Origin of the sequence: Propionivibrio sp., assembly GCF_017995515.1 — a bacterium.
GTDB lineage: Bacteria > Pseudomonadota > Gammaproteobacteria > Burkholderiales > Rhodocyclaceae > Propionivibrio.
In genome coordinates this window covers 1-23,390 of record NZ_JAGOIT010000056.1, presented here as the reverse complement: position 1 = coordinate 23,390, position 23,390 = coordinate 1, and the positions used below count along the sequence as shown (strand labels likewise).

Annotated in this window: 17 protein-coding genes and 1 pseudogene; 5 read left to right on the top strand and 13 right to left on the bottom strand. The window is 64.6% G+C overall.

What is annotated here, in order from left to right:
• The first annotated feature begins 269 nt into the window (after nt 1-269).
• Genes KBA32_RS10645 through KBA32_RS10625 form a run of 5 tightly spaced genes read left to right on the top strand, consistent with a single transcriptional unit; the run spans nt 270 to nt 7,814 of the window.
• The gene (locus KBA32_RS10645) at nt 270-461 is read left to right on the top strand and encodes a hypothetical protein (RefSeq protein WP_294358658.1); all 192 of its coding nucleotides are present in this window, start codon (nt 270-272) and stop codon (nt 459-461) included.
• Nucleotides 458-2,545 carry an ATP-dependent helicase gene (locus KBA32_RS10640; RefSeq protein ID WP_294358655.1) on the top strand — a complete coding sequence of 696 codons (2,088 nt, stop codon included), beginning with the start codon at nt 458-460 and terminating at the stop codon, nt 2,543-2,545. The genes KBA32_RS10645 and KBA32_RS10640 overlap by 4 nt, the downstream gene beginning before the upstream one ends.
• 28 nt (nt 2,546-2,573) lie before the next feature.
• Nucleotides 2,574-3,368, top strand: a complete 795-nt coding sequence (gene imuA / locus KBA32_RS10635; protein WP_294358652.1) for a translesion DNA synthesis-associated protein ImuA — start codon at nt 2,574-2,576, stop codon at nt 3,366-3,368.
• Nucleotides 3,265-4,749, top strand: a complete 1,485-nt coding sequence (locus tag KBA32_RS10630; protein WP_294358650.1) for a DNA polymerase Y family protein — start codon at nt 3,265-3,267, stop codon at nt 4,747-4,749. Before imuA ends, KBA32_RS10630 begins: the two co-directional genes overlap by 104 nt.
• A complete protein-coding gene (locus KBA32_RS10625) occupies nt 4,746-7,814 on the top strand; it encodes an error-prone DNA polymerase (protein WP_294358647.1) in 3,069 nt (1,022 codons plus the stop codon). The genes KBA32_RS10630 and KBA32_RS10625 overlap by 4 nt, the downstream gene beginning before the upstream one ends.
• Before the next feature lie 25 nt (nt 7,815-7,839).
• Here the strand turns inward: KBA32_RS10625 and KBA32_RS10620 are convergent.
• The 13 genes and pseudogenes from KBA32_RS10620 to KBA32_RS10560 form a co-directional block, all read right to left on the bottom strand.
• Nucleotides 7,840-8,259: pseudogene (locus tag KBA32_RS10620) on the bottom strand (HEPN domain-containing protein); the annotation flags it as partial.
• A 58-nt stretch (nt 8,260-8,317) separates the two neighbouring features.
• Nucleotides 8,318-9,514 carry an aldose 1-epimerase family protein gene (locus tag KBA32_RS10615; RefSeq protein ID WP_294358644.1) on the bottom strand — a complete coding sequence of 399 codons (1,197 nt, stop codon included), beginning with the start codon at nt 9,512-9,514 and terminating at the stop codon, nt 8,318-8,320.
• Between the two features lie 125 nt (nt 9,515-9,639).
• The gene (gene cimA / locus KBA32_RS10610) at nt 9,640-11,247 is read right to left on the bottom strand and encodes a citramalate synthase (RefSeq protein ID WP_294358642.1); all 1,608 of its coding nucleotides are present in this window, start codon (nt 11,245-11,247) and stop codon (nt 9,640-9,642) included.
• Between the two features lie 157 nt (nt 11,248-11,404).
• Nucleotides 11,405-12,370, bottom strand: coding sequence for an RNA polymerase sigma factor RpoS (gene rpoS, locus KBA32_RS10605; protein ID WP_294358638.1), 966 nt, complete (start codon nt 12,368-12,370; stop codon nt 11,405-11,407).
• A gap of 2 nt (nt 12,371-12,372) precedes the next feature.
• Complete coding sequence (locus KBA32_RS10600; RefSeq protein WP_294358636.1) at nt 12,373-13,332, bottom strand: peptidoglycan DD-metalloendopeptidase family protein; 960 nt, start codon at nt 13,330-13,332, stop codon at nt 12,373-12,375.
• Entirely contained in the window at nt 13,329-13,988 is a 660-nt protein-coding gene (locus KBA32_RS10595) for a protein-L-isoaspartate(D-aspartate) O-methyltransferase (RefSeq protein ID WP_294358633.1), read from the bottom strand. Before KBA32_RS10595 ends, KBA32_RS10600 begins: the two co-directional genes overlap by 4 nt.
• Nucleotides 13,985-14,728 carry a 5'/3'-nucleotidase SurE gene (gene surE, locus KBA32_RS10590; protein WP_294358630.1) on the bottom strand — a complete coding sequence of 248 codons (744 nt, stop codon included), beginning with the start codon at nt 14,726-14,728 and terminating at the stop codon, nt 13,985-13,987. Before surE ends, KBA32_RS10595 begins: the two co-directional genes overlap by 4 nt.
• Nucleotides 14,729-14,843: 115 nt before the next feature.
• On the bottom strand, nt 14,844-16,205 hold the full coding sequence (gene rlmD, locus KBA32_RS10585) for a 23S rRNA (uracil(1939)-C(5))-methyltransferase RlmD (protein WP_294358627.1): 1,362 nt from the start codon (nt 16,203-16,205) through the stop codon (nt 14,844-14,846).
• 68 nt (nt 16,206-16,273) lie between these two features.
• Entirely contained in the window at nt 16,274-17,005 is a 732-nt protein-coding gene (mnmD, locus tag KBA32_RS10580) for a tRNA (5-methylaminomethyl-2-thiouridine)(34)-methyltransferase MnmD (RefSeq protein WP_294358625.1), read from the bottom strand.
• Between the two features lie 62 nt (nt 17,006-17,067).
• Nucleotides 17,068-17,685, bottom strand: a complete 618-nt coding sequence (gene msrA / locus KBA32_RS10575) for a peptide-methionine (S)-S-oxide reductase MsrA (RefSeq protein ID WP_294358618.1) — start codon at nt 17,683-17,685, stop codon at nt 17,068-17,070.
• Nucleotides 17,682-18,194: a peptide-methionine (R)-S-oxide reductase MsrB gene (gene msrB, locus KBA32_RS10570; RefSeq protein WP_294358616.1), complete on the bottom strand. Its 513-nt coding sequence runs from the start codon at nt 18,192-18,194 to the stop codon at nt 17,682-17,684. Before msrB ends, msrA begins: the two co-directional genes overlap by 4 nt.
• 301 nt (nt 18,195-18,495) lie before the next feature.
• Nucleotides 18,496-22,638, bottom strand: a complete 4,143-nt coding sequence (locus KBA32_RS10565) for an OmpA family protein (RefSeq protein WP_294358613.1) — start codon at nt 22,636-22,638, stop codon at nt 18,496-18,498.
• 8 nt (nt 22,639-22,646) lie between these two features.
• A partial coding sequence (locus tag KBA32_RS10560) for a hypothetical protein (RefSeq protein WP_294358611.1) occupies nt 22,647-23,390 on the bottom strand: 744 nt, incomplete at its 5' end.

Below are 23,390 nucleotides of genomic sequence, written 5' to 3'. Positions count from 1 at the left end.
GGCCACCTCGGTCAGGTGATTGACGTAAGGCTCGCGTTCGCCGCCCTTGCGCCGCTGTGCCGAATGCGCCCAGGCGGCGAAATCGAGCGCGCGAACGATCTGCAAAACCTTTTTGGCCTTCATCCTGGATCTCCTGCTCCAACGGCAAGACACCGCTTCGATGCCGGGCGACGCCTGCTTGTCAACCATGATAGACCGATGCGGAGGAACTCTCCCGCCTTGCACGCATCGAATAGCTGTATATAATTACAGTATCAGAGGAAAGCGCCATGACCCCACGCATCATTTGCCCGCATTGCCATTGCCCGATCGACCGGCTGCTGCTCGAAGACGCCGCCAGCGGCCATGCCCATTACCTCGTCTGCCCGGAGTGCGACGATCCGATTGCCCTGGCCGCTACCACGCGACCGGCGGCCGCACCGCTCCCCGCATCGGCACCCGCCGAAAGCCTCATTCTGTGAATACGGCAAACGAACTGCCAGCCTACCTGTCCGGCCTCAACGACGCCCAGCGGGACGCGGCGACCTACGGCAGTCAGGCCGAGCAGTCCGGCGGTCCCTTGCTGGTCATCGCCGGCGCGGGAACGGGCAAGACCAACACGCTCGCCCATCGCGTCGCGCACCTGCTGGCCCAAGGCGCCGATCCCGATCGCCTGCTGCTGCTCACCTTCTCGCGCCGCGCCGCCGACGAGATGACGCGGCGCGTGCAGCGCATCGCCGCCAAGGTCTCACCGCGCCACGCCAAGCTGGTCAGCGGCGGCTTTCCCTGGGCCGGCACCTTCCACAGCGTAGGCGCGCGGCTCCTGCGCGAGTACGCCGGACGTATCGGCATCGACCCGGCCTTCACCATCCACGACCGTGAGGATTCGGCCGACCTGATGAACATCGTCCGCCACGAGCTCGGTTTTTCGAGCAAGGGCAAGCGCTTTCCGCTCAAGGGCACCTGCCTCGCAATCTACTCGGCGGCGGTCAACACGCAGGGCGAACTGGCGCAGGTGCTGCAAAGCACCTTCCCGTGGTGCGCCGAGTGGGAGAACGATCTCAAGGCGCTCTTCCTCGGCTACGTCGAAGCCAAGCAGGCGCAGCAGGTGCTCGACTACGACGACCTGCTCCTCTACTGGGCGCAGATGGTCGGCGAGCCCGACATCGCCGCCGAGGTCGGCGGACGTTTCAGCCACGTGCTGGTCGACGAGTACCAGGACACCAACCGCCTGCAATCGGCACTGCTGCTGGCCATGAAGCCCGACGGCGAAGGCCTGACGGTGGTCGGCGACGACGCGCAGTCGATCTATCGCTTCCGCGGCGCGACGGTGCGCAACATCCTCGACTTCCCCGCGCATTTCGAGCCGCCGGCGCGCATCGTCACGCTCGACCGCAACTACCGCTCGACGCAACCCCTCCTGGCCGCGGCCAACGAGGTCATCGCGCTCGCCAAGGAGCGCTACAGCAAGGAGCTGTGGAGCGAACGCGTCTCGGCGCAAAAGCCGCAGCTCATCTCGGTGCGCGACGAAGTCGACCAGGCCACCTACGTCACCGACCAGATCCTCGCCCGGCGCGAAGTCGGCACAAAGCTCAAGTCGCAGGCCGTGCTCTTCCGCTCGGCCTCGCACAGCGTGCGGCTCGAAATCGAACTGACGCGGCGCAATATCCCGTTCGTCAAGTTCGGCGGTCTCAAGTTTCTCGAAGCCCGCCACGTCAAGGACGTGCTCGCCATCCTGCGCTGGGCGCAGAACCCGCTCGACCGCGTCTCCGGCTTCCGCGCCATCCAGCTGCTGCCCGGCGTCGGCCCCAAGACGGCGAGCCGCATCCTGGAAAACCTGCAAGCCGCGCCGCCCGGTTGCGCGCTGCTCGCCGAACAGCCGGTGCCGGAGAGCGCACAACCGGCCTGGCTCGAATTCGTCGCACTGGTCGACAAGCTCGACGTCACAGGTAGTGGGCCAACGTCGTGGCCGACGTCCATGGAAAAGGTCGCGCAGTGGTACGAAACACAGATGGAACGCCTCTTCGACGACCACGAAGTCCGTCTCGCCGACATCCAGCAGCTGACCCGCATCGCCGCCACCTACCCGACGCAGGAGCGCTTCCTCACCGAACTGACGCTCGATCCGCCGGAAGCGACGAGCGACGAATCCGGCGCACCGCTGCTCGACGAGGACTACCTCATCCTGTCGACCATCCACTCGGCCAAGGGCCGCGAATGGTCGTCCGTCTCCATCCTCAACGTCGTCGACGGCTGCATCCCGTCCGATCTCGCCACCGGCAGCGAGGAAGAAATCGAGGAAGAGCGCCGCCTGCTCTACGTCGCCATGACGCGCGCCAAGGACCATCTCGAACTCATGGTGCCGCAGCGCTTCTACACCAGCGGCCAGTCGGGCACCGGCGACCGGCACGTCTACGCCAACCGCACGCGCTTCATCCCCAACCGGCTCGCCGCCCGCTTCGAGCAACGCAGCTGGCCGCCGGTCACGCTGCCCGGCCACACGCCTCAAGCGGCCGGCGAAGCACGCATCGACCTCGCGGCAAAAATGCGCGGGATGTGGAAATAGCCCCAGGCAACGCCTGCGACATGCACCCATGAGAAGCGCCACCGCACTCACCGCCACCGTATCGCTCGACGAGATCCTCTCGCGCCCCGACGTCTGGTGTGCCGACCGGCTCGCCACGGCGCCGATCCCGACCGTCGCCAGCGGCTTCGCCGAGCTCGACGCCGAATTGCCGGGCGGTGGCTGGCCGCGCGGCGCGCTCACCGAAATCCTCGTCGAGCGCGTCGGCATCGGCGAGTGTTCATTGCTGCTGCCGGCGCTCGCCCGGATGCGCGCCGAAAACCGCTGGCTCCTGCTGATCGCCCCGCCCTACCGCATCAACGCCCCGGCCTGGGCGAACGGCGGCGTCGACGTGTCGCGCCTCGTCGTCGTCGCGCCGAACCGCGCACAAGAGGCCCTGTGGGCCGCCGAACACGCGCTGGCGAGCGGCGTCTTCGGCGCGCTGCTCTACTGGAAAAGCGGCATCGACGCGCGCCAGGTGCGGCGCCTGCAAGTTGCCGCCGCCGGGCACGACACGCTCGCCTGCCTGCTCCGCCCGGCGCGCGAGCAGGCGGAGTCCTCGCCGGCCAGCCTGCGGCTTTCGCTCGCCGCCGGCGCGGAAGATACGCTCGACGTCCGCCTGCTCAAGCGACGCGGCCCGCCATGCAACCGGACGCTTCATCTCGCCGCCCCGCGACCGCTGCAACGGCCGTTGAAATGGCCCTTGAATTCGCATGAAGCCGATGAACCACGATTCCCGCAAGACATCCAAAGCGCCATCCCTCTGGCTCGCCCTGCATCTGCCCTGCCTTTCGCTCGAAGCCAACGCCCCGCTGCCGTCGCCTAGCGCGGTCGTCGACCATGGGCGCATCCTGTTGGGGGACGCAGCAGCGCGGCAGGCTGGCATCGAACCGGGGACCGGCATCTCGGCAGCACGCATGCTGGCGCCGGCGATCGCGCTGATCGCCCGCAGCCCGGCCCGCGAGGAAGCCGCGCTGCACACGCTCGCCTGCTGGGCCGGCTGCCTGACGCCGCGCATCAGCCTGACGCCGGACGCCCTGCTCCTCGAAGTCGGCGCCTGCCTGCGCCTGTTCGGCGGTCTGGCGCACATCGCCGAGGCCGCCATCGACGGCATCCGGGCGCAGGGATTCTCGGTCGATATCGCCGCCGCGCCCACGCCCCTGGGCGCGCACTGGCTCGCCCGGATGGGCACCGGCGCGCATTGCGCCGATCTCGCCCGCCTGCGCAAGCATCTTGAAGACCTGCCGCTCGCCGTCCTGCCCGACAAAGCCGCGACGCAGCTCGCCCGTTTTGGCGCACGCACGCTGGCCGACGTCCGCCGCTTGCCGAGCGCCGATCTCGGCCGGCGCATCGGCGCGGAAACCCTGCAGCGCATCGCACAGGCCTTCGGCGAACTCCCCGACCCGCGCGCCGACTTCGTCTTTCCCGAACGCTTCGCGCTGCCGCTGCAACTGCCCGCCGCCGTCGAGAACGCCAGCGCCCTCGTCTTCGCCGCACGGCGCCTCACCGCGGCATTGGCCGGCTGGCTCACGGCCCGGCAGTCCGGCGTGCGCGGCTTCACCCTGCGGTTGCTGCACCGCCAGTCGGAAACCCCGCTGCTCTTGCAATTTGCCGAGTTGACCGCTGACGGCGAGCGCTTCGAACGCATCCTGCGCGAAAAGCTCGACCGGCGGACGCTCGTCGCCCCGGTCGAGTCGATCCGGCTGGAAGCCGCCCAGGTCGAAGCACTCACCGGCCGCAACCACACCCTGTTCGCCGAAGCTGCTCGGGAAACGGCGGAAGGCATCGGCGCCCTGCTCGAACACTTCGCCGCCCGGCTCGGCGAACAGGCGGTCTATCGCCTCGCGCTCCAGGCCGACCATCGGCCCGAATGCGCAACCCGGCGAACCGCCGTGCTCGAAAACACGGCACCTACTCCTTCAACTTCGCCGCCGCGCCCGCTCTGGTTGCTCGAACAGCCCGAACCGCTGGCCGAAGTCGACGGCCGCCCGTATCGCCAGGGACCGCTCCAACTGCTGGCCGGCCCGGAGCGCATCGAGTCGGGCTGGTGGGACCGTGGCGAGACGACAGGAGAGGAGAACAGCGAAGCCGTCGGCGACATCCGCCGCGACTACTTCATCGCGCGCTCACCCGGCGCCAGCTGGCTGTGGATCTTCCGCGACGTACGCGCGCCCGGCGGGTGGTTCCTGCATGGGTATTTCTCGTGACCACCGCCCTCCCCAACTACGCCGAACTGCATTGCCTCTCCAACTTCAGCTTCCTGCGCGGCGCCTCACACGCTGAGGAGCTGGTCGCGCGCGCCGCCGAACTCGGCTACGCCGCGCTGGCGATCACCGACGAATGTTCGCTCGCCGGCATCGTGCGCGCCCACGTCGCCGCCAAGGAGGTCGGGCTCAAGCTCCTGGTCGGCAGCGAATTCCGGCTCGCCGACGGCCCGAAGCTGGTACTCATCGCGCGCAACCGCGACGGCTACGGCAACCTCGCCGCGCTGATCACGCTCGGCCGCCGGCGTGCCGGCAAGGGTGAATACCACCTGACGCGGAACGACCTGGCGAGCGGAGTCCCCGACTGTCTCGTCCTCTGGTTCGCCACGCAGGAGAGCTCCGACGACGAAGCGCGCAGCTTAGCCGCCACCTTCCCCGGCCGCCTGTGGATCGCCCACGAACGCCTGCTGCATCCGGACGACGACGAGCGCTTCGCCGTCCTGCGCCGCCTCGCCGCCACGCACCACCTGCCGCTGGTCGCTGCCGGCGACGTGCACATGCACGTGCGCAGCCGCCGGCCGCTGCAGGACCTGCTCACCGCACTGCGCCTCAAGACCTCGGTCGACCGCGCCGGCCACGCGCTCTTCCCCAACGGCGAACGCCATCTGCGCCCGCGCCTGCGCCTGGCCAACCTCTACCCGCCCGAGCTGCTCGCCGAGACCATGGTCATTGCGGCGCAGTGCCATTTTTCGCTCGACGAGTTGCGCTACGAATACCCCGAGGAAGTCGTCCCGCCCGGCCAGACGCCGAGCGCCTATCTCGCCGGCGAGGTCGAACGCGGCTTGCTCGTGCGCTACCCGGCCGGCGTGCCCGACAAGGTGCGGCAGCAGATCGAATACGAACTCGCGCTGATCGCCGAGCTGCGCTACGAAGCCTACTTCCTCACCGTCTACGACATCGTCACCTTCGCCCGCAGCCGCGAAATCCTCTGCCAGGGACGCGGTTCGGCCGCCAATTCGGCGGTGTGCTACGCGCTCGGCATCACCGAGGTCGACCCGGCGCAGTCGTCGCTGCTCTTCGAGCGCTTCATCTCCAAGGAACGCAACGAACCGCCCGACATCGACGTCGACTTCGAGCACCAGCGGCGCGAGGAAGTCATCCAGTACCTGTACGCCAAGTACGGGCGCGAACGCGCGGCGTTGGCCGCCACCGTCATCCGCTATCGCCGCCGCTCGGCGCTGCGCGACACCGGCCGGGCGCTCGGCATCGACCTCGACCGCATCAACGCGCTCACCGCCTCGCTCGCCTGGTGGGACCAGCGCGACCAGATGCCGGCGCGCTTTGCCGCCGTCGGCCTCGACCCGGCGAGTCCGCGCGTCGAGAAGTGGCTGATCCTCGCCGAGCAGCTGCGCGGTTTTCCGCGCCATCTCTCGCAGCACGTCGGCGGCTTCGTCATCAGCCGCGGCCGCCTCGACCGGCTGGTGCCGATCGAGAACGCGGCGATGGAAGCGCGCAGCATCATCCAGTGGGACAAGGACGACATCGATGCGTTGAAGCTGATGAAGGTCGACGTCCTCGCCCTTGGCATGCTCACCGCGATTCGCCGCGCGCTCGACGCCATCTCGCAACGCGACGGCCGTGTCTTCCGCATGCAGGACATCCCGCGCGAAGACCCGGCGACCTACGCCATGATCAGCCGCGCCGACACCATCGGCGTCTTCCAGATCGAATCGCGCGCGCAGATGGTCATGCTGCCGCGCCTGAAACCGAAGCGTTTCTACGACCTCGTAATCGAAGTCGCCATCGTCCGCCCCGGCCCGATCCAGGGCGACATGGTGCATCCCTACCTGCGCCGGCGTCAGGGTGTCGAGCCGGTTTCCTACCCGTCGCCCGCCGTCGAAGGCGTCCTCCAGCGCACGCTCGGCGTGCCGATCTTCCAGGAACAGGTGATGCAGCTCGCCGTCGTCGCCGCCGGCTTCACGCCCGGCGAGGCCGACCACCTGCGCCGCTCGATGGCCGCCTGGAAGCGCAAGGGCGGCCTCGGCCATCTGCGCGAACGGCTGATCCAGGGCATGACCGAGCGTGGTTACGCGCTGGAATTCGCCGAAGCCATCTACCGGCAGATCGAAGGTTTTGGCGAATACGGCTTCCCCGAATCGCACGCCGCCAGCTTCGCCCTGCTCGCCTACCTCTCCGCCTGGCTCAAGCGCCACGAGCCCGCCGCCTTCCTCGTCGGCCTGCTCAACGCACAACCGATGGGTTTTTACTCGGGATCACAGCTGGTACAGGACGCCCGCCGCCACCGCGTTGAAGTACGGCCGCCCGACGTCCAGCACAGCGGCTGGGGAACGGCGCTCGATGCGTCCGACACCGCCACCGTGCGCCTCGGCCTGCACCGCATCCAGGGATTGAATTCAGAAGCCGGCCAGCGCGTCGCCGCTCAGCGCCCCTTTCGCGACGTTAGCGATCTCGCCCGCCGCGCCGACCTCACGCGCGACGACCTCGAACGACTCGCCGCCGCCGGCGCTCTCGCCTCGCTCGCCGGCCATCGCCGACAAGCGGCCTGGTCGGTCAGCGCCGTACCGATCCAGCGCGACCTGCTGCTCGAAGCACCTGTTGTGGAAACTGCCCCGCCGCTCGCTGCCCCCAGCGAAGGCGAAGACCTCGTCGCCGACTACAGCGCGCTCAACCTCACGCTCGGCCACCATCCGCTCACCCTGCTGCGCCCACACCTCGACGCCAAGCGCTACCTCACCGCCGCCACGCTGCACACCCTGGAACACAACCGCCCGGCCCGCTGCGCCGGCATCGTCACCTGCCGCCAACGCCCCGGCACCGCCAGCGGCGTCATTTTCCTGACCATCGAAGACGAAACCGGACTGGCCAACATCATCGTCCACGCCCACCTCGCCGAACGCCAACGCCGCGAACTCCTCTCCGCCCGCCTGCTCGGCGTACTCGGCGTCCTTCAACGCGAAGGGGAAATCGTGCACCTGCTCGCCAAGCGGCTGATGGATCACAGCGAATTGCTTGGCAGGCTACCGACGAGCAGCCGGGATTTTTGCTGACAACAACATTTCTACGTATGTGCAGTCAGGTCTTGTTATCGACGTAGGTATCAGTAGCTTTGGCCAGATCCTTGATAAAGCGAATAACCTTTTCCAACTCGTCCCGCTTAATCAGGTGGGCAACCGGCGAACCATTGTTAATGGGCTTGGATCTGTGTACCGCATCTCCACGCTTCCCTATCCAACCGTTCAAAGTACTTCTCGCTTTCTCAGGCTCATAGTTCGCCCACGACCAACCCTCTGTGACGTCAAACCCGAGGTATTCCTGAAAAATCCGTTTCGTCTTGTCGGAGCTTGGGTTGTGAAACTGTTTCAGGTCCGTCTGAAGTTTTCTCAAGACGAAATCACCCACATAACTTCCAGCAACCACACCAAGCTTCTTGCTCATTTCCTCTTGCAATCTATCTTCGACATAGGTTTCCCAAGCAGTTAGCGCCATAACAAGAAAAAAGCCGCGTCCGGAGAAACGGAAGCGGCTTTCGTGATTTCAAACCAGAATCGACCTACTCGATCGCCAGCGGCTCCGGCGCCAGCACCACCGGGCGTCCTGCCTGAATGGCGTCGATCTCGGCCACGGCCTTCTGCACATCCACCGCCGAACCCAACACGCGGAACTCGACGTCGAAGCTGCGCGACTCGCCCGCGCCGATCTTCATGATCCGGCCCTGCTCGTTCTCGATCGTGTGGTTGTACGGGAAGCCGGTGCCCGGTTCGATGCCGGTGACGTAGCCGTCTGCCTCCGTGTCGGTGTTCTTCCACAGTGACAGCGCCGGCAGTTGCTTGACGTTGTAGCCGATGGCGACGCCGCGCGTTTCGGCCTTGTTCGAGAGCATGGCCAGCGTGTTGCCGTTGGCGTCGGCGAACGGCCAGATGTTGAAGACCATTTCGTCGAAGCCGGGCGTCACCGGCAGGTAGGTCTGCCAGTCGGCGAGGCCTTGCTTGGCGTAGTCGTTGAACGGGATGACTTCCTTCGCCGCAGCGCGGAAATGCGCGCCGCCTTCGAGCAGCGGCGCACCGAAGTTGGCATGGTAGATGACCTGGTAGGGGCGCTCGTAGTCCGAGAGGTTGCGCAGTTCGTCATGCACATGAAACGCGCGCTCGCCCGGAACGACGCTGACGCCGGCCCAGGTTTCCAGGTTGCTGAACTTGAAGGTCTTTTCCTTGACCAGCCCCTTGACGGTGATGCGGTGCGGCGCCTTGGCCTCGATGCTGACGATGACCGTCGACGCCGGGATGTTCTGCGCGCGGCCGTGCAGCGTGTAGGTGCGGCCGTTTTCCGTGCACGGGTGCCCGGCCCATTCGTAGCCGCAGCGCGCGAGCATTTCATTGAAGCCGTCGAGCCAGCCCAGCCCGCCGCGCTCGGCGAGGTTGATGAAGGACGGATGGACGACCTCTTCCACCGGCGACTTCCAGGCCAGCGTCACATCGCCCGAAATGGCCTTGAACAGGCCCATGCCGCGCGTCGGCACGATCACCAGTTGCAGGTCGCCCGTATCGATCGTGACCAGCGTGCTGCCTTCCTGGCGGCCACCGTGCAGCGTCTTCTTGCTGACGGTAAACGGTACGGCGATGCCGAGCGTTTCGTTGCTGATCTGCCAGTTGTCGACTTCGACGCCCTGCGCGACGTCGGTCAATACGAAGTCGTATGTTCCTGCTACGGAGGCTACGACTGCGGCCATGCCGCTTGCTACTGTACTCATCTCATCTCCCTGAATCGAAAATTACAGTCACGGGACGTCCGTCCCGGAGGACCCCATCAAAAAAACCTGTCGCCACCGCCCGGCGCCACCGCTTCACACAAAGCGCCGGCCCGGTCGCGCCGATTTCAGCCGGCCAGCGCAGCGTCGGCCTTCGTCTGCGCCTTGGCTTCTTCCAGCTTCAAAAGCTTGTATTCGATCGAATCGACCAGCGCGACCCAGCTCGCCTCGATGATGTCACTCGATACGCCGACGGTCGTCCAGACGAGGTCACCGTCAGTCGACTGGATCAGCACGCGCACTTTCGACGCCGTGGCATCGCGGCCGTTGATCACGCGCACCTTGTAGTCGGTGAGATGCACGTTTGAGAGTTCCGGGTAGAAGCGGTCGAGCGCGCGGCGCAAGGCGCTGTCGAGCGCATGCACCGGGCCGTCGCCTTCCGCCGCCGTGATCTCGCTGACACCGCCGACCTTGACCTTGATGATCGCCGACGAACCGTACTCGCCGTTGGTCGGCTGCTCGCCGATGATCTTGAAGTGCTCGAGCTCGAAGAACGGCCGGTACTTGCCGAGTTGCTTGCGCACCAGGAGCTCGAACGTGCTCTCGGCGCCCTCGAACTGGTAGCCTTCGTGCTCCATTTCCTTCAGGCGCTTCATGATGCGATCGGTCACTGCGTCGTCCTTGGTGATCGTCGGATCGACTTCCCAGATCTTGTCGAGGATCATGCGTCGCCCCGAAACCTCGCTCATCAGGAAGCGGCGCTGCCCGCCGACGAGCTCCGGGTTGATGTGTTCGAACGAGTGCGACGCCTTGTTCACGCCGTCGATGTGCATGCCGCCCTTGTGTGCGAACGCGCTGTTGCCGACGTACGGCTCGCGATCGGAGAGCGCCACGTTGGAGATGACCGCGACGTGGCGCGCCACATGGATGATGTTCTTGTACTGGTCGGCCGGCAGACACTGGTAGTCGCGCTTGACGCCGAGGTTGGCGATGATCGTCGACAGGTTGGCGTTGCCGCAGCGCTCGCCGAAGCCGATGTAGGTGCCCTGGACGTGCCGCGCGCCGTTCTCGACCGCTGCCACGCTGTTCGCCACGGCCATCCCGGCGTCGTTGTGCGCGTGGATGCCGATGGTGACCGGGAACAGGCTGCTGATCTTGCCGACGATGCTGGCGATCTCTGACGGGAAGGTGCCGCCGTTCGTATCGCACAGCACAAGTGCGTCGGCACCGCCGTCGACCGCCGCCTGCAGCGTCTTCACCGCATAGGCCGGGTTGTGCTTGTAGCCGTCGAAGAAATGTTCGGCGTCGTAGACGACTTCCTTGCCCTGCGCCTTGAAGAAGGCCAGCGTCTCGCTGATCATCGCCAGGTTTTCTTCGAGCGTCGTGCGGATGATGTCCGTCACGTGGAAATCCCAGCTCTTGCCGAAGATGACGATGACCGGCGTATCGGCGAGCAGTAGCGACTGCACGTTGCTGTCCTGCTCGACCTTGATGTCGCGCCGGCGCGTGCTGCCGAAGGCGGCCAGCTTGGCGTGCTTGAGATTGATCGTCCGCGCACGCGCGAAAAACTCGAGATCCTTCGGGTTGGAGCCGGGGTTGCCGGCCTCGATGTAGTCAATCCCATGGCCGTCGAGCAATTCCAGAATCTTCAGCTTGTCCTCGACCGAGAACGAGATGCCCTCGGCCTGCGCGCCATCGCGCAACGAGGAATCAAAAATCGCGACCTTCTTGCTCATTTCACAAATCCTGGTTATTCATGGGGTTGCTGGCACCGGACGACAAAAAAAACACTGCGTCCGGCGTCGGAAGGGGTACTAAAAGGGTACTAACGGGTATTGGCTGATACGTGAAGCACACGTAATTGACGGTGACCGGCGAATTCGGTTCCCTGGCTCACAGGAGATTGTCGCGCGTTACGCCGCCACGCTTGATCACCCGACGCAGCTGGTCGAGCGCTTCGATCTGGATCTGCCGCACCCGCTCCCGCGTCAGGCTGAGTTCGGCCGCCACTTCTTCGAGCGTGCTGATGTCGGCGCCACCCAGACCGTAGCGTCGCTCAAGGACGCGCCGCTGCTTTTCCGGCAGCTGTTCGACCCAGTTTCCGACCAGATTGCCGACTTCGTTGGCCTGCAGCAGGCCTTCCGGATCAATCGAGTTCTCGTCGGCGATGGCGTCGGCGATCGTATGATTGGGGTCGATTTCAAGCGGTGCGTCGAGCGACGCGATGTGCTCGTTGAGCGTGAGCGCCCGGCGCACGTCGTCGACCGGCTTGCCGATGAGGTGCGCGATCTGCTCGACGCTGGTTTCCTTGCCGTTGGCGAGTTCGAGGTGGCGCAAAGCGCGCAGGATGACGTTGATTTCCTTGACCACATGCACCGGCAGGCGGATCGTGCGCGACTGGTTCATGATCGCGCGCTCGATACTCTGGCGGATCCACCAGGTGGCGTAGGTCGAGAAACGGAAACCGCGCTGCGGGTCGAACTTTTCGATCGCGTGGATCAGGCCGAGGTTGCCTTCCTCGATCAGATCGAGCAGCGGAATGCCGCGGTTGAGGTAGTGCTTGGCGATATTGACGACGAGCCGCAGGTTGTGCTCGATCATCTTCTGACGCGCAATGAACTCGCCGCTGCGCGCGCGACAGGCCCATGCAAACTCTTCTTCGGGTGTGAACAGCGGCTTGGCGCCGATTTCGTTCAGGTAGTGCTGGGTGACGTCATTGAGCAGCTCGAATTCAGGCTGGACCGGCGCGGGTTCTTCCTCGGCCTCGTTCAGGAATGCGTCTTCGGACGTCGCCTCGGCCGCATCCTCCGGCATCTCGTCATCGGCGAAGCCCACTTCGGAGTCAGATTCGCCGGCCATGATCAGCGCTGAGGGAGATATTTGAGAGGATCGACCGGCTTGCCCGAACGGCGCACCTCGAAGTGCAACTTGACTTGATCAGCATCGGTATTCCCCATTTCGGCGATTTTCTGTCCCTTGGTAACACTCTGCCCTTCTTTGACCAGGATGTTCTGGTTGTGCGCGTAGGCTGACAAATACGTGTTGTTGTGCTTGATGATCACCAGCTTGCCGTAACCGCGCAAGCCCGTCCCGCTATAAACCACCTTGCCGTCACCCGCGGCGATCACGGCATCGCCCGCCTTGCCGGAGATATCGACGCCCTTGTTGCCGCCTTCGCTGAAGGTGCCGATCGTTTTCCCGTTGGCGGGCCAGATCCAGCCGACATCGTCCGCACCCGCTGCCGCATCGGCCGGCTTGGCCTCGGTCAGCGCCTCGGTCTGAGACGCACTCGCAGCCGCCGTCGTTGCCGGCGCGATCTGCGTCGCGCTTTGTGCCCGCGCCAACGCCTCGTCCGAGTACTTTTCCTTGCCGGCTCTGGGTTCGCGTTTCAGTTGTTCGGTATTGCTGGCCGCGTTGCCGCCGAGCGGCTTTTGTTCGACGGCATGTTCATCGCCGATCGGCTTGGCGATCACTTCGCCGGTCGTGATTGGCGAGACGTCGGCACTGCCTGCTGCATTCGACGTATCCGCAGCTTTCGACTTGACCTTCAGAACGCGCCCAACGGAAATCTGGTTTGCGTTTTCGATGCCGTTCAGCGCGATCAGTTCCCGATGATCCAGGCCATGCGCGCGCGCGATGCTATAGAGCGTATCGCCTGGCTTGACGACGTAGGTATCCCTGGCTGCCGTGGTGGTCGCCTGCCCCCGGTTATCGACCGGTGCCGGAAATTTACTGGCGCAACCGGGAAGAAATCCGGCCAGAACAAGCACGGCTGAAAACACCGGCAGGCTCGACCTGACCGCGAAACGTGTATTCTTCATTCAATACCTGAAAGTAACGGAACAAAACGAACGGCGTCGAGACGGGAATTCACAAAGCCTTCAGGCCTATGCTCGACCAGATGAAGGTACTGCGACCCTGTCCCCAAGGGCAACAGCATTCTGCCACCAAGCGCCAGTTGCTGCAAAAGCGCCTGCGGAATCGTCGGCGCCGCGGCAGCAACGATGATCGTATCAAACGGCGCGGCTTCCGGCAGACCCAATTGCCCATCGGCATATTTCAGACGCACCTTGAACTGCTGGATCTTGCGCATGTTCGCCTTGGCTTTTGCCAACAACGGCTCAATGCGCTCAACGGCATAGACTTCATCGGTCAACTGCGCGAGAACGGCGGCCTGATAACCGCACCCCGCGCCGATTTCGAGCGTCTTGCCAAGTTCCCGCCCTTCACGCAGCACCTCGATCATGCGTGCGACGATGAACGGCTGCGAGATCGTCTGCGAGAAGCCGAGGGGCAGCGCAGTATCCTCGTAGGCTCGCGACGCCAGCGCTTCTTCGACGAATACGTGACGCGGCACGGCGGCGATCGCGGCGAGCACCTTCTCGTCACGGATGCCCTGCTCGCGCAACCGGTCGATCATGCGCGTGCGCGTGCGCTGTGACGTCATGCCGACCCCGGATACGACACGGTGGTTCATTTTTCCAGCCAGCTCCGGACGGTGGTGAGTTGCGCGTTATGCGTCAGGTCTATCTGCAACGGCGTGATCGAGACGTAGTCGTTGGCGACGGCGTGAAAATCCGTGCCTTCGCCGGCGTCCTGCGCTTCGCCGGCTGCGCCGACCCAATACACCGTCTCGTTGCGCGGCGTGATCGCCTTGACGACGGATTCCGCCTTGTGCCGCTTGCCGAGCCGGGTCACCAGGCGGCCACGCACGCGCTCATAAGGAATATCCGGCACGTTGACGTTGAGCAGAAGCGGTTCGCGAACCGCCTGCTGGCGCACCATTTGCACGACTTCAAGCGCGACACGCGCCGCCGTGTCGAAATGCGCACCGGCTTTGCTGCACAGCGACACGGCAATCGACGGCACGCCGAGCAGATAGCCTTCGGTCGCCGCCGCGACCGTACCGGAGTAGATCGTATCGTCGCCCATGTTGGCGCCGAGGTTGATGCCGGAGACGACCATATCCGGCAATTCGTCGAGCATCCCGCTGACGGCGAGGTGCACGCAGTCGGTCGGCGTGCCGTTGACGTGATAGAAGCCGTTGGCCGTGCGCTTCAGGGAAAGGGGGCGGTCGAGCGTCAGGGAGTTGCTGGCGCCGCTGCGGTCGCGTTCCGGCGCGACGACGGTGATGTCGGCGACCTCGGAAAGCGTACGCGCCAGCCACTCGATTCCCGGTGAGAAGTAACCGTCGTCGTTGCTGAGCAAAATTCGCATATCAACCCAATAAGGCGGGAGAAGAAAAATACAAAACCGGCTTGCGCCGGCTTCGGTTCAGGGGTGGAACAGCGCGATTGCCAGGCGGCAACCGGGCCGACGGCCGATTATACGGTCATTCATCCAGCGGCGCTAAGGTCGAGCTCAGCGCGGCATCCCCGTCGCAACAAGCCATCCCGTCCCCTCGCTCGAAGAGTGCGATCGACTCGACGTGCGAGGTATTCGGGAACATATTGACGACACCTGCACCACGCAAACGGTAGCCTTTCTGTGTCACGAGGATCGCCGCATCGCGCGCCAGCGTCGCCGGATTGCACGAGACGTAGACGATTCTTTCAGGACCCTCTTCGCCGATCGCCTTGACGAGTTCCAAGGCCCCCTCGCGTGGCGGGTCGATCAGCATCTTGTCGAAATGACCGAGCGCAGTCAGCGATTCCGGGGTCGCCTCGAAGAGGTTGGCGACGCCGTATTCGACGCGCTCGCGCAAGCCGTTGTGCTCGGCGTTCTGCCCGGCGCGCTTGACGAGTTCCTCGCTGCCTTCGATACCGACGACGGTAGCGCCCAGGCGCGCGATCGGCAGCGTGAAGTTGCCGAGGCCGCAGAACATGTCGGCGATGCGTTCGCCCGGTTGCGGATCGAGCAGCGACATGGCACGGCGTACCAGCACCCGGTTGATCGCATGGTTAACCTGCGTGAACTCGGTCGGCGAAAAACAATGTTCGATGTTGTAATCGGGCAGCAGGTAGGAGAGCTGCGGTCCTTCGAACGGGTAGAAGCGGTAGGCCGTCGCCGGCCCCTTCGGCTGCAGGTAGAAGACGACCGAGTGCCGGTCGGCGAAGGCGCGCAGCAGCGCTTCGTCGTTGGCGTTGAGCGGCGCCAGGATGCGCAGGACGAGCGCCGTGATGTACTCGCCGACGGCGACTTCGATCTGCGGCATGGCGTCGGCAATCGACAGTCCGGCGACCAGATCGCGCAGCGGCACGAGCAGCGCCGAGAGATGCGGCGGCAGGTTCTCGCACTGGCGCATGTCGGCAACGTAGCTGCTCTTTCGCTCATGGAAACCGACGAGGACGCCGCCCTTCTTCTGCACCAGGCGCGCCGAGAGTCGCGCGCGCAGGCGATAGCCCCAGGATGCGCCGTAGATCGGCGCATAGAGCTGCTCGGCCTTGATCCTGCCGAGATGCCAGAGATTTGATTCGAGCACGCGCTGCTTGGCCGCCACCTGCGCCGCCGAATCCAGGTGCTGCATGCTGCAGCCGCCGCACACGCCAAAGTGCGGACATTTCGGCGTCACGCGGCTGCCCGAGGCCTTGACGATGCGCTGGACGTGCGCCACTTCGAAGGACGGCTTCTTGCGGAAGCTGACGTACTCGACTTCTTCGCCGGGCAAGGCGCCTTCGACAAAGATGGTCTTGCCCTCAAGCCGCGTGATTCCGCGTGCTTCGTGATCCAGCGATTCGATGATTCCGGTCGGCATGCCACTTCCCTGCAAAAAGACGCGATTTTATCCGGCCTAGGCGATCCGGCGAAATCGGAGACGGGTTTTCAGGATCGCGTTGCGCCCGGATTACTTGATCGACCGACCAGCATTTGCCGCTTGTCGGCAAAACCGGGGCGCTTCTCGACGAGGAAACCGGCGTCGGCCAGCGCCCGCCGCACGACCCCGGCTACCGACCAAGTCGCCAGTGTCGCTGATGGTGCCGCCAGGCGATGCAGGGAACGGCACAGTTCGGGCGACCACAGGCCAGGGTTCTTGGCCGGAGAAAAGCCGTCAAGATAGAAGGCATCGACTTCAGCGTCCACCACCGGCAACAACTCGACGGCGTCGCCGAACACAAGATGAAGGATCACCCGCCCTTCCGACAACGCGATGCGCTGTTCGCCCGGTCGCAACGATTCGCGTGACGGCCAGCGGTGGATCAATTCATCGGAGAGCGCGGCAAACTCGGGCAACGCGCGATGCGCACGCGCCAGATCGTCCGCCATGAACGGATGCTTTTCGAGCGAGATGAAGTGCACTTCCGCGCAGCGATCGGGATCGTTCCGCCACGCGAGCCAGGTGGAGAGGAAGTTGATCCCGAGGCCGAAGCCGGTCTCCAGGATGGTGAACCGGCTCGCCCCCTGCCAGCGCTCAGGCAGTCCGTTTCCGGCCATGAAGACATGCTTCGCCTGCGCGTGCCCGCCCGCGGCCGAGTGGTAAACGTCGCCATAGGCCGGCGAGATGGGCGTTCCATCGTCGGCGAGGATCAAGGAGGCGAGTTCAAGAGGTGACGGCATGGCGTAATCGGTAATTCAATGAGGCCTGCGTACTATACAAGAGCGCCCGCCGAGCGATTCCGTCACTTTCCGCCCCATAGCTCCTTCAAACGATCATCGCGGCCGCAACCGTGGCGATAGTAGCTGTAGCGGAGCGGGTTCTTCTTGTAGTAATCCTGGTGATACGCCTCGGCCGGGTAAAACGTGCCTGCCTTGACGATTTCGGTTTGGATTTCCTTGAACCGGCCGCTGGCAAGCAAAGCGTCCCGGCTCCTCTCGGCAATCGTTCGCTCCTCCTCAGTCTGCCAGAAGATCGCGCTGCGATATTGGCTGCCAACGTCACAGAACTGGCGATTCCTGACGGTCGGATCGATCGTGTGCCAGAAGTATTCGACGAGCTGTGCGTAATTCACGCGCGCCGGGTCGTAGGTTACGCGCACGGCTTCCGTGTGTCCGGTGCCGCCGGCGCTCACTTCTTCATACGTCGGATTAGTTTTCTTACCGCCGGTATAGCCCGATTCAGCGGCGATAACGCCCGGAACTTTCTCGAAGTCCGATTCGGTACACCAGAAGCAGCCGCCGGCAAAGATTGCGGTCGCGCCTTTATCCGCAGCCGTCGGAGCGTCGGCTGCAATGGCGTGCAGGCCGCCGAAGGCCGTGCCGAGCGAAAAGAGTACCGACTTGATCCACGCCTGGTTCACGTCCTCAACTCCGGCAATTTCTCTTCGCGCCGCACGAATCGCAGCGCGACGCCGTTGTTGCAATAGCGCTTGCCGGTCGGTTTCGGCCCGTCGTTGAAGACATGCCCCTGGTGTCCGCCGCAGCGCGCGCAGTGGTACTCGGTACGCGGATAGAGGATCTTGAAGTCGGTTTTCGTACCGATCGCCTCGGGCAAGGGTTGCCAGAAACTCGGCCAGCCGGTGCCGCTCTCGTACTTGGCCGTGCTATCGAACAAGGGCAGGAAGCACGCGACACAGACGTAGGTGCCTTCGCGCTTTTCGTGGTTCAGGGCACTCGTTCCGGCGCGCTCGGTATCGTCCTCGAACAACACCCGATACGCGTCTGCGGGCAGCAAGGCAGCCCAGTCGGCCTTGGTCTTGTTGAGTTTCATCGCTTTCTTCTCCTCGCCGGACGCGGCCCGGAGTGCGGCGGCCGGTAACACCGACGCTGCGAACCCGCCCAGCCACTTGAGACATTGACGCCGGTTCATGGTCTGCTCCTGATTTTCGTTTGCGCAGGCGCTGCATGAATCATTCGGCAGGAAATCGGCGCATCAGTTCCACGGTGCCGGCTGGAGTCGGAGCAATAATCCTGAAAACCTCACCGCAAAGGCACGAAGGCGCAGAGATCGCAAAGAAAACAAGATATCGATGCCCTTGAGTCATTTACCCATCGGGTGACTGCGAGCAGCACGATTTGCTCGCGTAACGCCTTGATTCTTTTTACACCTTTGCAATGAAAAAAACCGCCCTTTCACGACAGGCGGTTTTTTCACAGGCCGGAGGGCAGGATCAGAACGTGCTTATCACATTAAAGAACCAGCCCCTGCTGCGGTACGAGAGGTCAGTCAGGTCGTCCGAATAATCGGTGAAGTTGTAACCGACACCGGCTTTCACGTGCTGGCCGAGGTGGCGGTAGATGCCCACCAGCGCCCCTTCGCGGTTGTCGCCCGCTTCCTTGACGCGCAGATTGCGCCATTCGAGCACGGCATCCCATTCCCGAACGAAGTGCCAGTCGGCACGCAGGATGGCGAGGTCGGCGCGGCTGTCGAACCAGTCGCCGCCGTCCTTGCGGTCTTTCAGTTCGCCGATGCGCAGGCCGTACTTGAAGCCGAGCGACACCCAGGGCTTGGCGTCCCAGATCGTATCCACCGAGAACACCTGGCTGCGCTGCGCGTAGTCGGCGATGCTGCTACCCGACGGGGCCAACTGGCCCGGCGACGGCACGTTGTAGAAATTGGTGTACTTGAACAACGTATTCCAGCGGTCGTTGTCGACCGGGCGGTAGGCCGCGGCAGCGACGACTTCGCGGAAATTGCCGTCGTAGAAGGCACCCTGGCTGTTGCTGCTATGCGAGAAATTGAATTTCCCGAGCAGCCGCCATGCCGGATCGATCTGATAGCCAAGGGTATTGCGCATCAACCAGGTACGCCGCGTCACACCCTCGTTGGCGCCGCCGTCGCCCTCTTCGTTGCGGTACTCGATGGCGCTGGCGAATTTCACCTTCTCGAACTTGTAGCCCGCCGACACGCCCAGCGCACGGCGGCGCAGATCGCCGGCCAGCGGGTCGCTGATCTTGCCGAATTCGACCTTGGTGCCGAGGTTCCAGCGGTCGTTCGGCGACAGATCGACGCCGAACGCCTGGGTCAGCCCTTCCGGGCCGCTGCCGTTTTCCATGCGCGTTTCACCGAAGACGCGCACTTTCTCGCTGACCCGGTAATTCGCGCCGCTGATCCACGTGCCGTGGCTGCCGCGGTAAGCCACATCCGGGCTTTCGGTTTCCAGGCGGTAGTTCAGGTAGGCGTTGCTGCGGTCGGAAATCCGATAATCACCGCCGATCAGGCCGCCGACGCCGAGATTGCCGTCCGAAGCTTCCGCGTTCAGCGTGAAACGGTCATTGACCCGGTAATGCCCGCCCAGACCCGCGCGGTTGTTCTCCTCGCGAGTGCCGTCGCGATGCGCCGTGCCCTGGGCGAAGGCGTAGGCGTCCCAATCCGCCTTCTCGGCTGGCTGGCCGCCTTCCTTCAAGGGCGCGTAATCGGCCATCAGGATCACGTCGGTGCGCGCGCCGTCGCGGGAGAAAATCCGGCTGGCATTCGGCACGTGGGTATCCCACTTGTCGTGCCGCGCACCAACGGTGATGCCCCATTCCGGATTCACCGGCATGCGCAGGCTGGCCTCGCCGCTGGCCATGTCCTGCGTATCCATATTGCGCTGGTCGGCCTTGACGTTGAGCTTGTTTTCCTTGCCGACGATGACTTCCGCCTGCACGCCGACCTGCCGGCTGGCTTCGCCGTTGTAGGCAATCTGGCCGGGGCCGGAGAAACCCTTTTCCCGATCCTGCCAATAGCCGCTGACCCGGCCTTCGGCGCCTTCCTTGATTTCCGCCAGATTGGCTTGCACTTCGACGCGCTTGGCCGTGGCGTCGCCGGTGCTGCCGTTCTGGCCGTCGAAGCCGAAGCCGCCGTCGATGGACGACAGCATGCCGTCGCCCGCGCCCGAAGACTGCGCCATTTCCACTTTCAGCGACGTTCCGGCGGCGAGCCGCCCGGTTACGTCGATCCCCTTCAGGGTCTGCTTGCTGGCATCCTGCCCCTGGTGATAGCCGGTGACACCGACCTGGAGGTTGTCGTTCAGCCAGTGGGTGGCGCGTCCGCCGGTGGCCAGCGTATCGATCGCCGACACGCCGGGCGTGAATTCATACGAAGTAACCAGAAAAACCGGGTTGCCGGCCAAGCCGGTGGTGCGGACCAGGCCGCCGCCGCTGGCGGTCGAAGGCAGCGCATCGCGCAGTATGACGCGGCCTTGCAGGTAATTGATTTCGTAGTCCTGCGCCGGGGACAGCGGGCGGCGTTCGATCACCATGCCCGAATCCCGGTCGCGAATTTCGATCCACAGCCGTTCCGAACCGACGGTCAGATCCTGGTGGTGCAGGTAATAGAGCGAACCGCCGGTGCCGCGGAACTCCTCCCGCGTACCGAGGGTGCCCGGATCGGCGGCAAAGCCTTCCACGAAGCTGCGGCGTTCGCCGAAACCGGTTGAATCCTCCGAACGGTACAGCAGGCGGCCACCGTACAGACCGCGCGAATACTGCACCAGCTCGCTACCCGTCCAGGAGGTGCGAAAATTACCCCACATGATGTGCGAATCGCCTTTTTCCAGCCGCACGTAGAACTTGCCCTGGGTCGGCGCGTCGTCCACCGTCGTGCTGTCGTCACCATACACCGGGTAGTAGGCATCCGGGTCGATGTTGCGCAGCAGGTAGCGCGGGTCTTTTGACGAGAAGTTGCTGAACAGGTGCTCCAGCGGCTGCTCGCGCGTATCGGCGGCGGCCGTCAGCAGCCAGTCGCCCCTGACCTTGCCCTTGAGGTAGAACGCCCCGCGCCCGTCGATATAGGTTTTCTGCTCGTAATGCTTGCTGTCGTCGCCGGTCACCAGCTTGGCCGGGCCGCTGACCTGGTTGCGGCCCACCGTCAGGTCGCCGACGGCGATGTAAAACCAGTCGTCGGTCGGAATCGAGACGTTGCGGTGGTAGGTCGCCGTCTTGCCGTCGGCTTCCGTCACCTGTACCGCCAGCGAGTGCGGCCCGGCGGGCAGAATCTGGCGCAGCACGAAGCGGCCACTGTCGCCGACCGGCACCGGCAGGCCGAGCGCCTGAATCTGCTCATCTTCCGATACCTTGCGCCCGCTCACCGTCACCGTACCGCCGCGCACCGGGATGTTCGAGACGGTCAGCGAATTCTCGCCCCAGCCCGTCAGCGCCTCGCGCTTGTCGCTCTCCACGTCCTCCAGCGGCCGCGCCGTCGTCGCCACGTTGAGCGATTTGCGCGCGGTTTCGTCGAAACGGCCTTGCTCGTCATAGACGCGCAGCACGTAGGCGTATTCGTCCTTGCCTTCGCGCGGCACCGTCCACGTCGCGCTCTTTTCCCATTCCAGCGCCACCACGGCGAGCGGCGTTTCGCCGGTTTTCTGCGTGTTCAGAAAAATCCGCAGCTCGGCGCGCTTGATCCAATACACGTAGTTCGACCAGCCACGGAAGCGCACGGCCTCGCCGCGCAGCGTCAAATCCTTCTCCACCCAGACGTTCAGGGCCGGTTCGACCGCCAGATCGTCATACTTGATCTGAATGTCCGAGCGCTCCAGCGCCACGTCGGCACAGCGCTGGCGGTCGGCTTCGTTCACGCCTTCGCCCGCCTGCATCGGTTCGCCGTCCACCGTCACCCGGAAGGGTAGCTCGGCCTGCGCCGCATCTGGCGCGCACGGTAGTCTGGGCGCGGCAACGGCCGGCGCGGCCATCTCTTCATGCCAGAACTTCACTTCCACCCGGCGGTTGCGCGCCATGCCTTCGGGCGTTCCATTGCTGGCCACCGGCTGCGCCTCGCCCATGCCGCGAATGCTGACGGCGGCAGCGGGCAGGTTCAGCTTCTCGCGTAGATACGTCGCCACGGCCAGGGCGCGCGCTTCGGACAGGCCGGGGTTGTCCCGGAAAATCCGCCGCGTGTTGGCGGACAGGCGCTGGTTGTCGGTATGGCCGACCACCGAGAAGCGCAGGCCGGGCTTGCCCTGATAGCGCGCCACCAGGGCGTCCATCTGCTGATAGACAGCGGGCAGCAGGTCGGCCTTGCCCGAAGCAAACAAGGCGCCCACCATGTCGTCACTGACCAGTTCGATGGCCTGCGGCGCGCTCTTCGGCTCGGCGGCGGCGCGCATGGCCTCTACGTCGCTGCGGCTGACGCCGGAAGGCAGCGGATAAGTGAAATCCGGTTGCCACTCGCCGGGCGAAGCAATCGCCTTGTCCAGCACGCGGGCGTTATCCACCCGCTTGCCTGCCGCCTCGGCCTCATCGGCCATCGCCGGCAAGCCGGCTACCCCCAGCAAAGCCAAAAGCGTCGATGCCACCCCCGGTTTGAGCGCAAATTTCTTTTGATTATTCATGCGTTTCATCACTTGCCCTCCCCGATCGGATTGAAGATTTCCGTTTCCACAATCAAGGGTGGAATTTCCGGCACCTCCTCATCCGCACCGTCGGCGGGCTTCTGCTTCGATTGACGTTTGCGTTCTTCCTGGTACAGCTCGCCCAGCTTTTCAGCCAGTGCCTTCAGGCGCTGCTTGCCCTGCTCGTCGCCGTTGCCGGCACGGTAGGCCAGGCGCAGCACGGAAGGCCGATCCTGCAAGCTCTTGACGATGTCCGGCAGACGCGCTTGCCATTCCGGCAGCAGTTCGTTCTTGTCGGCGGCAAAGGCGCGGCCATCCAGTTCGACGCGCATGACGCGATGCACCGTTGCGCCGAAGTTGAGCTTGACCATCTTGCCTCGCGTCACGCGCACGTCGCGCGGGTTCTCGGTCGTCACGCGGAAGCCGGAAGGCAGGGTGCGGTCGTCCAGTTTCATGACGAAGTTGCTGCCCCGGTCCATCTGCGGAATCGCCGCGCAAGCCACGTGGAAGCGCCCTTCGGCATCGGTCGTCACCAACAGGCCGCGCGCCGTGGCCACGCGGACGTTGGGGATGCCCGGCTCGCCCTGGTCCTGATAACCGTTGGCGTTCTTGTCGTCGAACACCGTGCCGATGATGTCGGAACAGTCGAAGGTCGGATCGGGCACGACGCGCACGGTGGCCGTGCCGACGTTGGAAACCCGGCTGGACGCAATGCTGTTCAGCGCCCAGGCCTGATTCACGTACTCGCCCTC

Excerpts from the sequence above, each read along its gene's own strand:
- surE (WP_294358630.1), bottom strand. The coding sequence starts at position 14,728 with ATGCGAATTTTGCTCAGCAACGACGACGGTTACTTCTCACCGGGAATC.
- KBA32_RS10630 (WP_294358650.1), top strand. The coding sequence starts at position 3,265 with ATGAACCACGATTCCCGCAAGACATCCAAAGCGCCATCCCTCTGGCTC.
- KBA32_RS10615 (WP_294358644.1), bottom strand. The coding sequence starts at position 9,514 with ATGAGTACAGTAGCAAGCGGCATGGCCGCAGTCGTAGCCTCCGTAGCA.
- KBA32_RS10595 (WP_294358633.1), bottom strand. The coding sequence starts at position 13,988 with ATGAACCACCGTGTCGTATCCGGGGTCGGCATGACGTCACAGCGCACG.
- rpoS (WP_294358638.1), bottom strand. The coding sequence starts at position 12,370 with ATGGCCGGCGAATCTGACTCCGAAGTGGGCTTCGCCGATGACGAGATG.
- KBA32_RS10645 (WP_294358658.1), top strand. The coding sequence starts at position 270 with ATGACCCCACGCATCATTTGCCCGCATTGCCATTGCCCGATCGACCGG.
- cimA (WP_294358642.1), bottom strand. The coding sequence starts at position 11,247 with ATGAGCAAGAAGGTCGCGATTTTTGATTCCTCGTTGCGCGATGGCGCG.
- KBA32_RS10565 (WP_294358613.1), bottom strand. The coding sequence starts at position 22,638 with ATGAATAATCAAAAGAAATTTGCGCTCAAACCGGGGGTGGCATCGACG.
- msrB (WP_294358616.1), bottom strand. The coding sequence starts at position 18,194 with ATGAACCGGCGTCAATGTCTCAAGTGGCTGGGCGGGTTCGCAGCGTCG.
- imuA (WP_294358652.1), top strand. The coding sequence starts at position 2,574 with ATGAGAAGCGCCACCGCACTCACCGCCACCGTATCGCTCGACGAGATC.
- KBA32_RS10600 (WP_294358636.1), bottom strand. The coding sequence starts at position 13,332 with ATGAAGAATACACGTTTCGCGGTCAGGTCGAGCCTGCCGGTGTTTTCA.
- rlmD (WP_294358627.1), bottom strand. The coding sequence starts at position 16,205 with ATGCCGACCGGAATCATCGAATCGCTGGATCACGAAGCACGCGGAATC.
- mnmD (WP_294358625.1), bottom strand. The coding sequence starts at position 17,005 with ATGCCGTCACCTCTTGAACTCGCCTCCTTGATCCTCGCCGACGATGGA.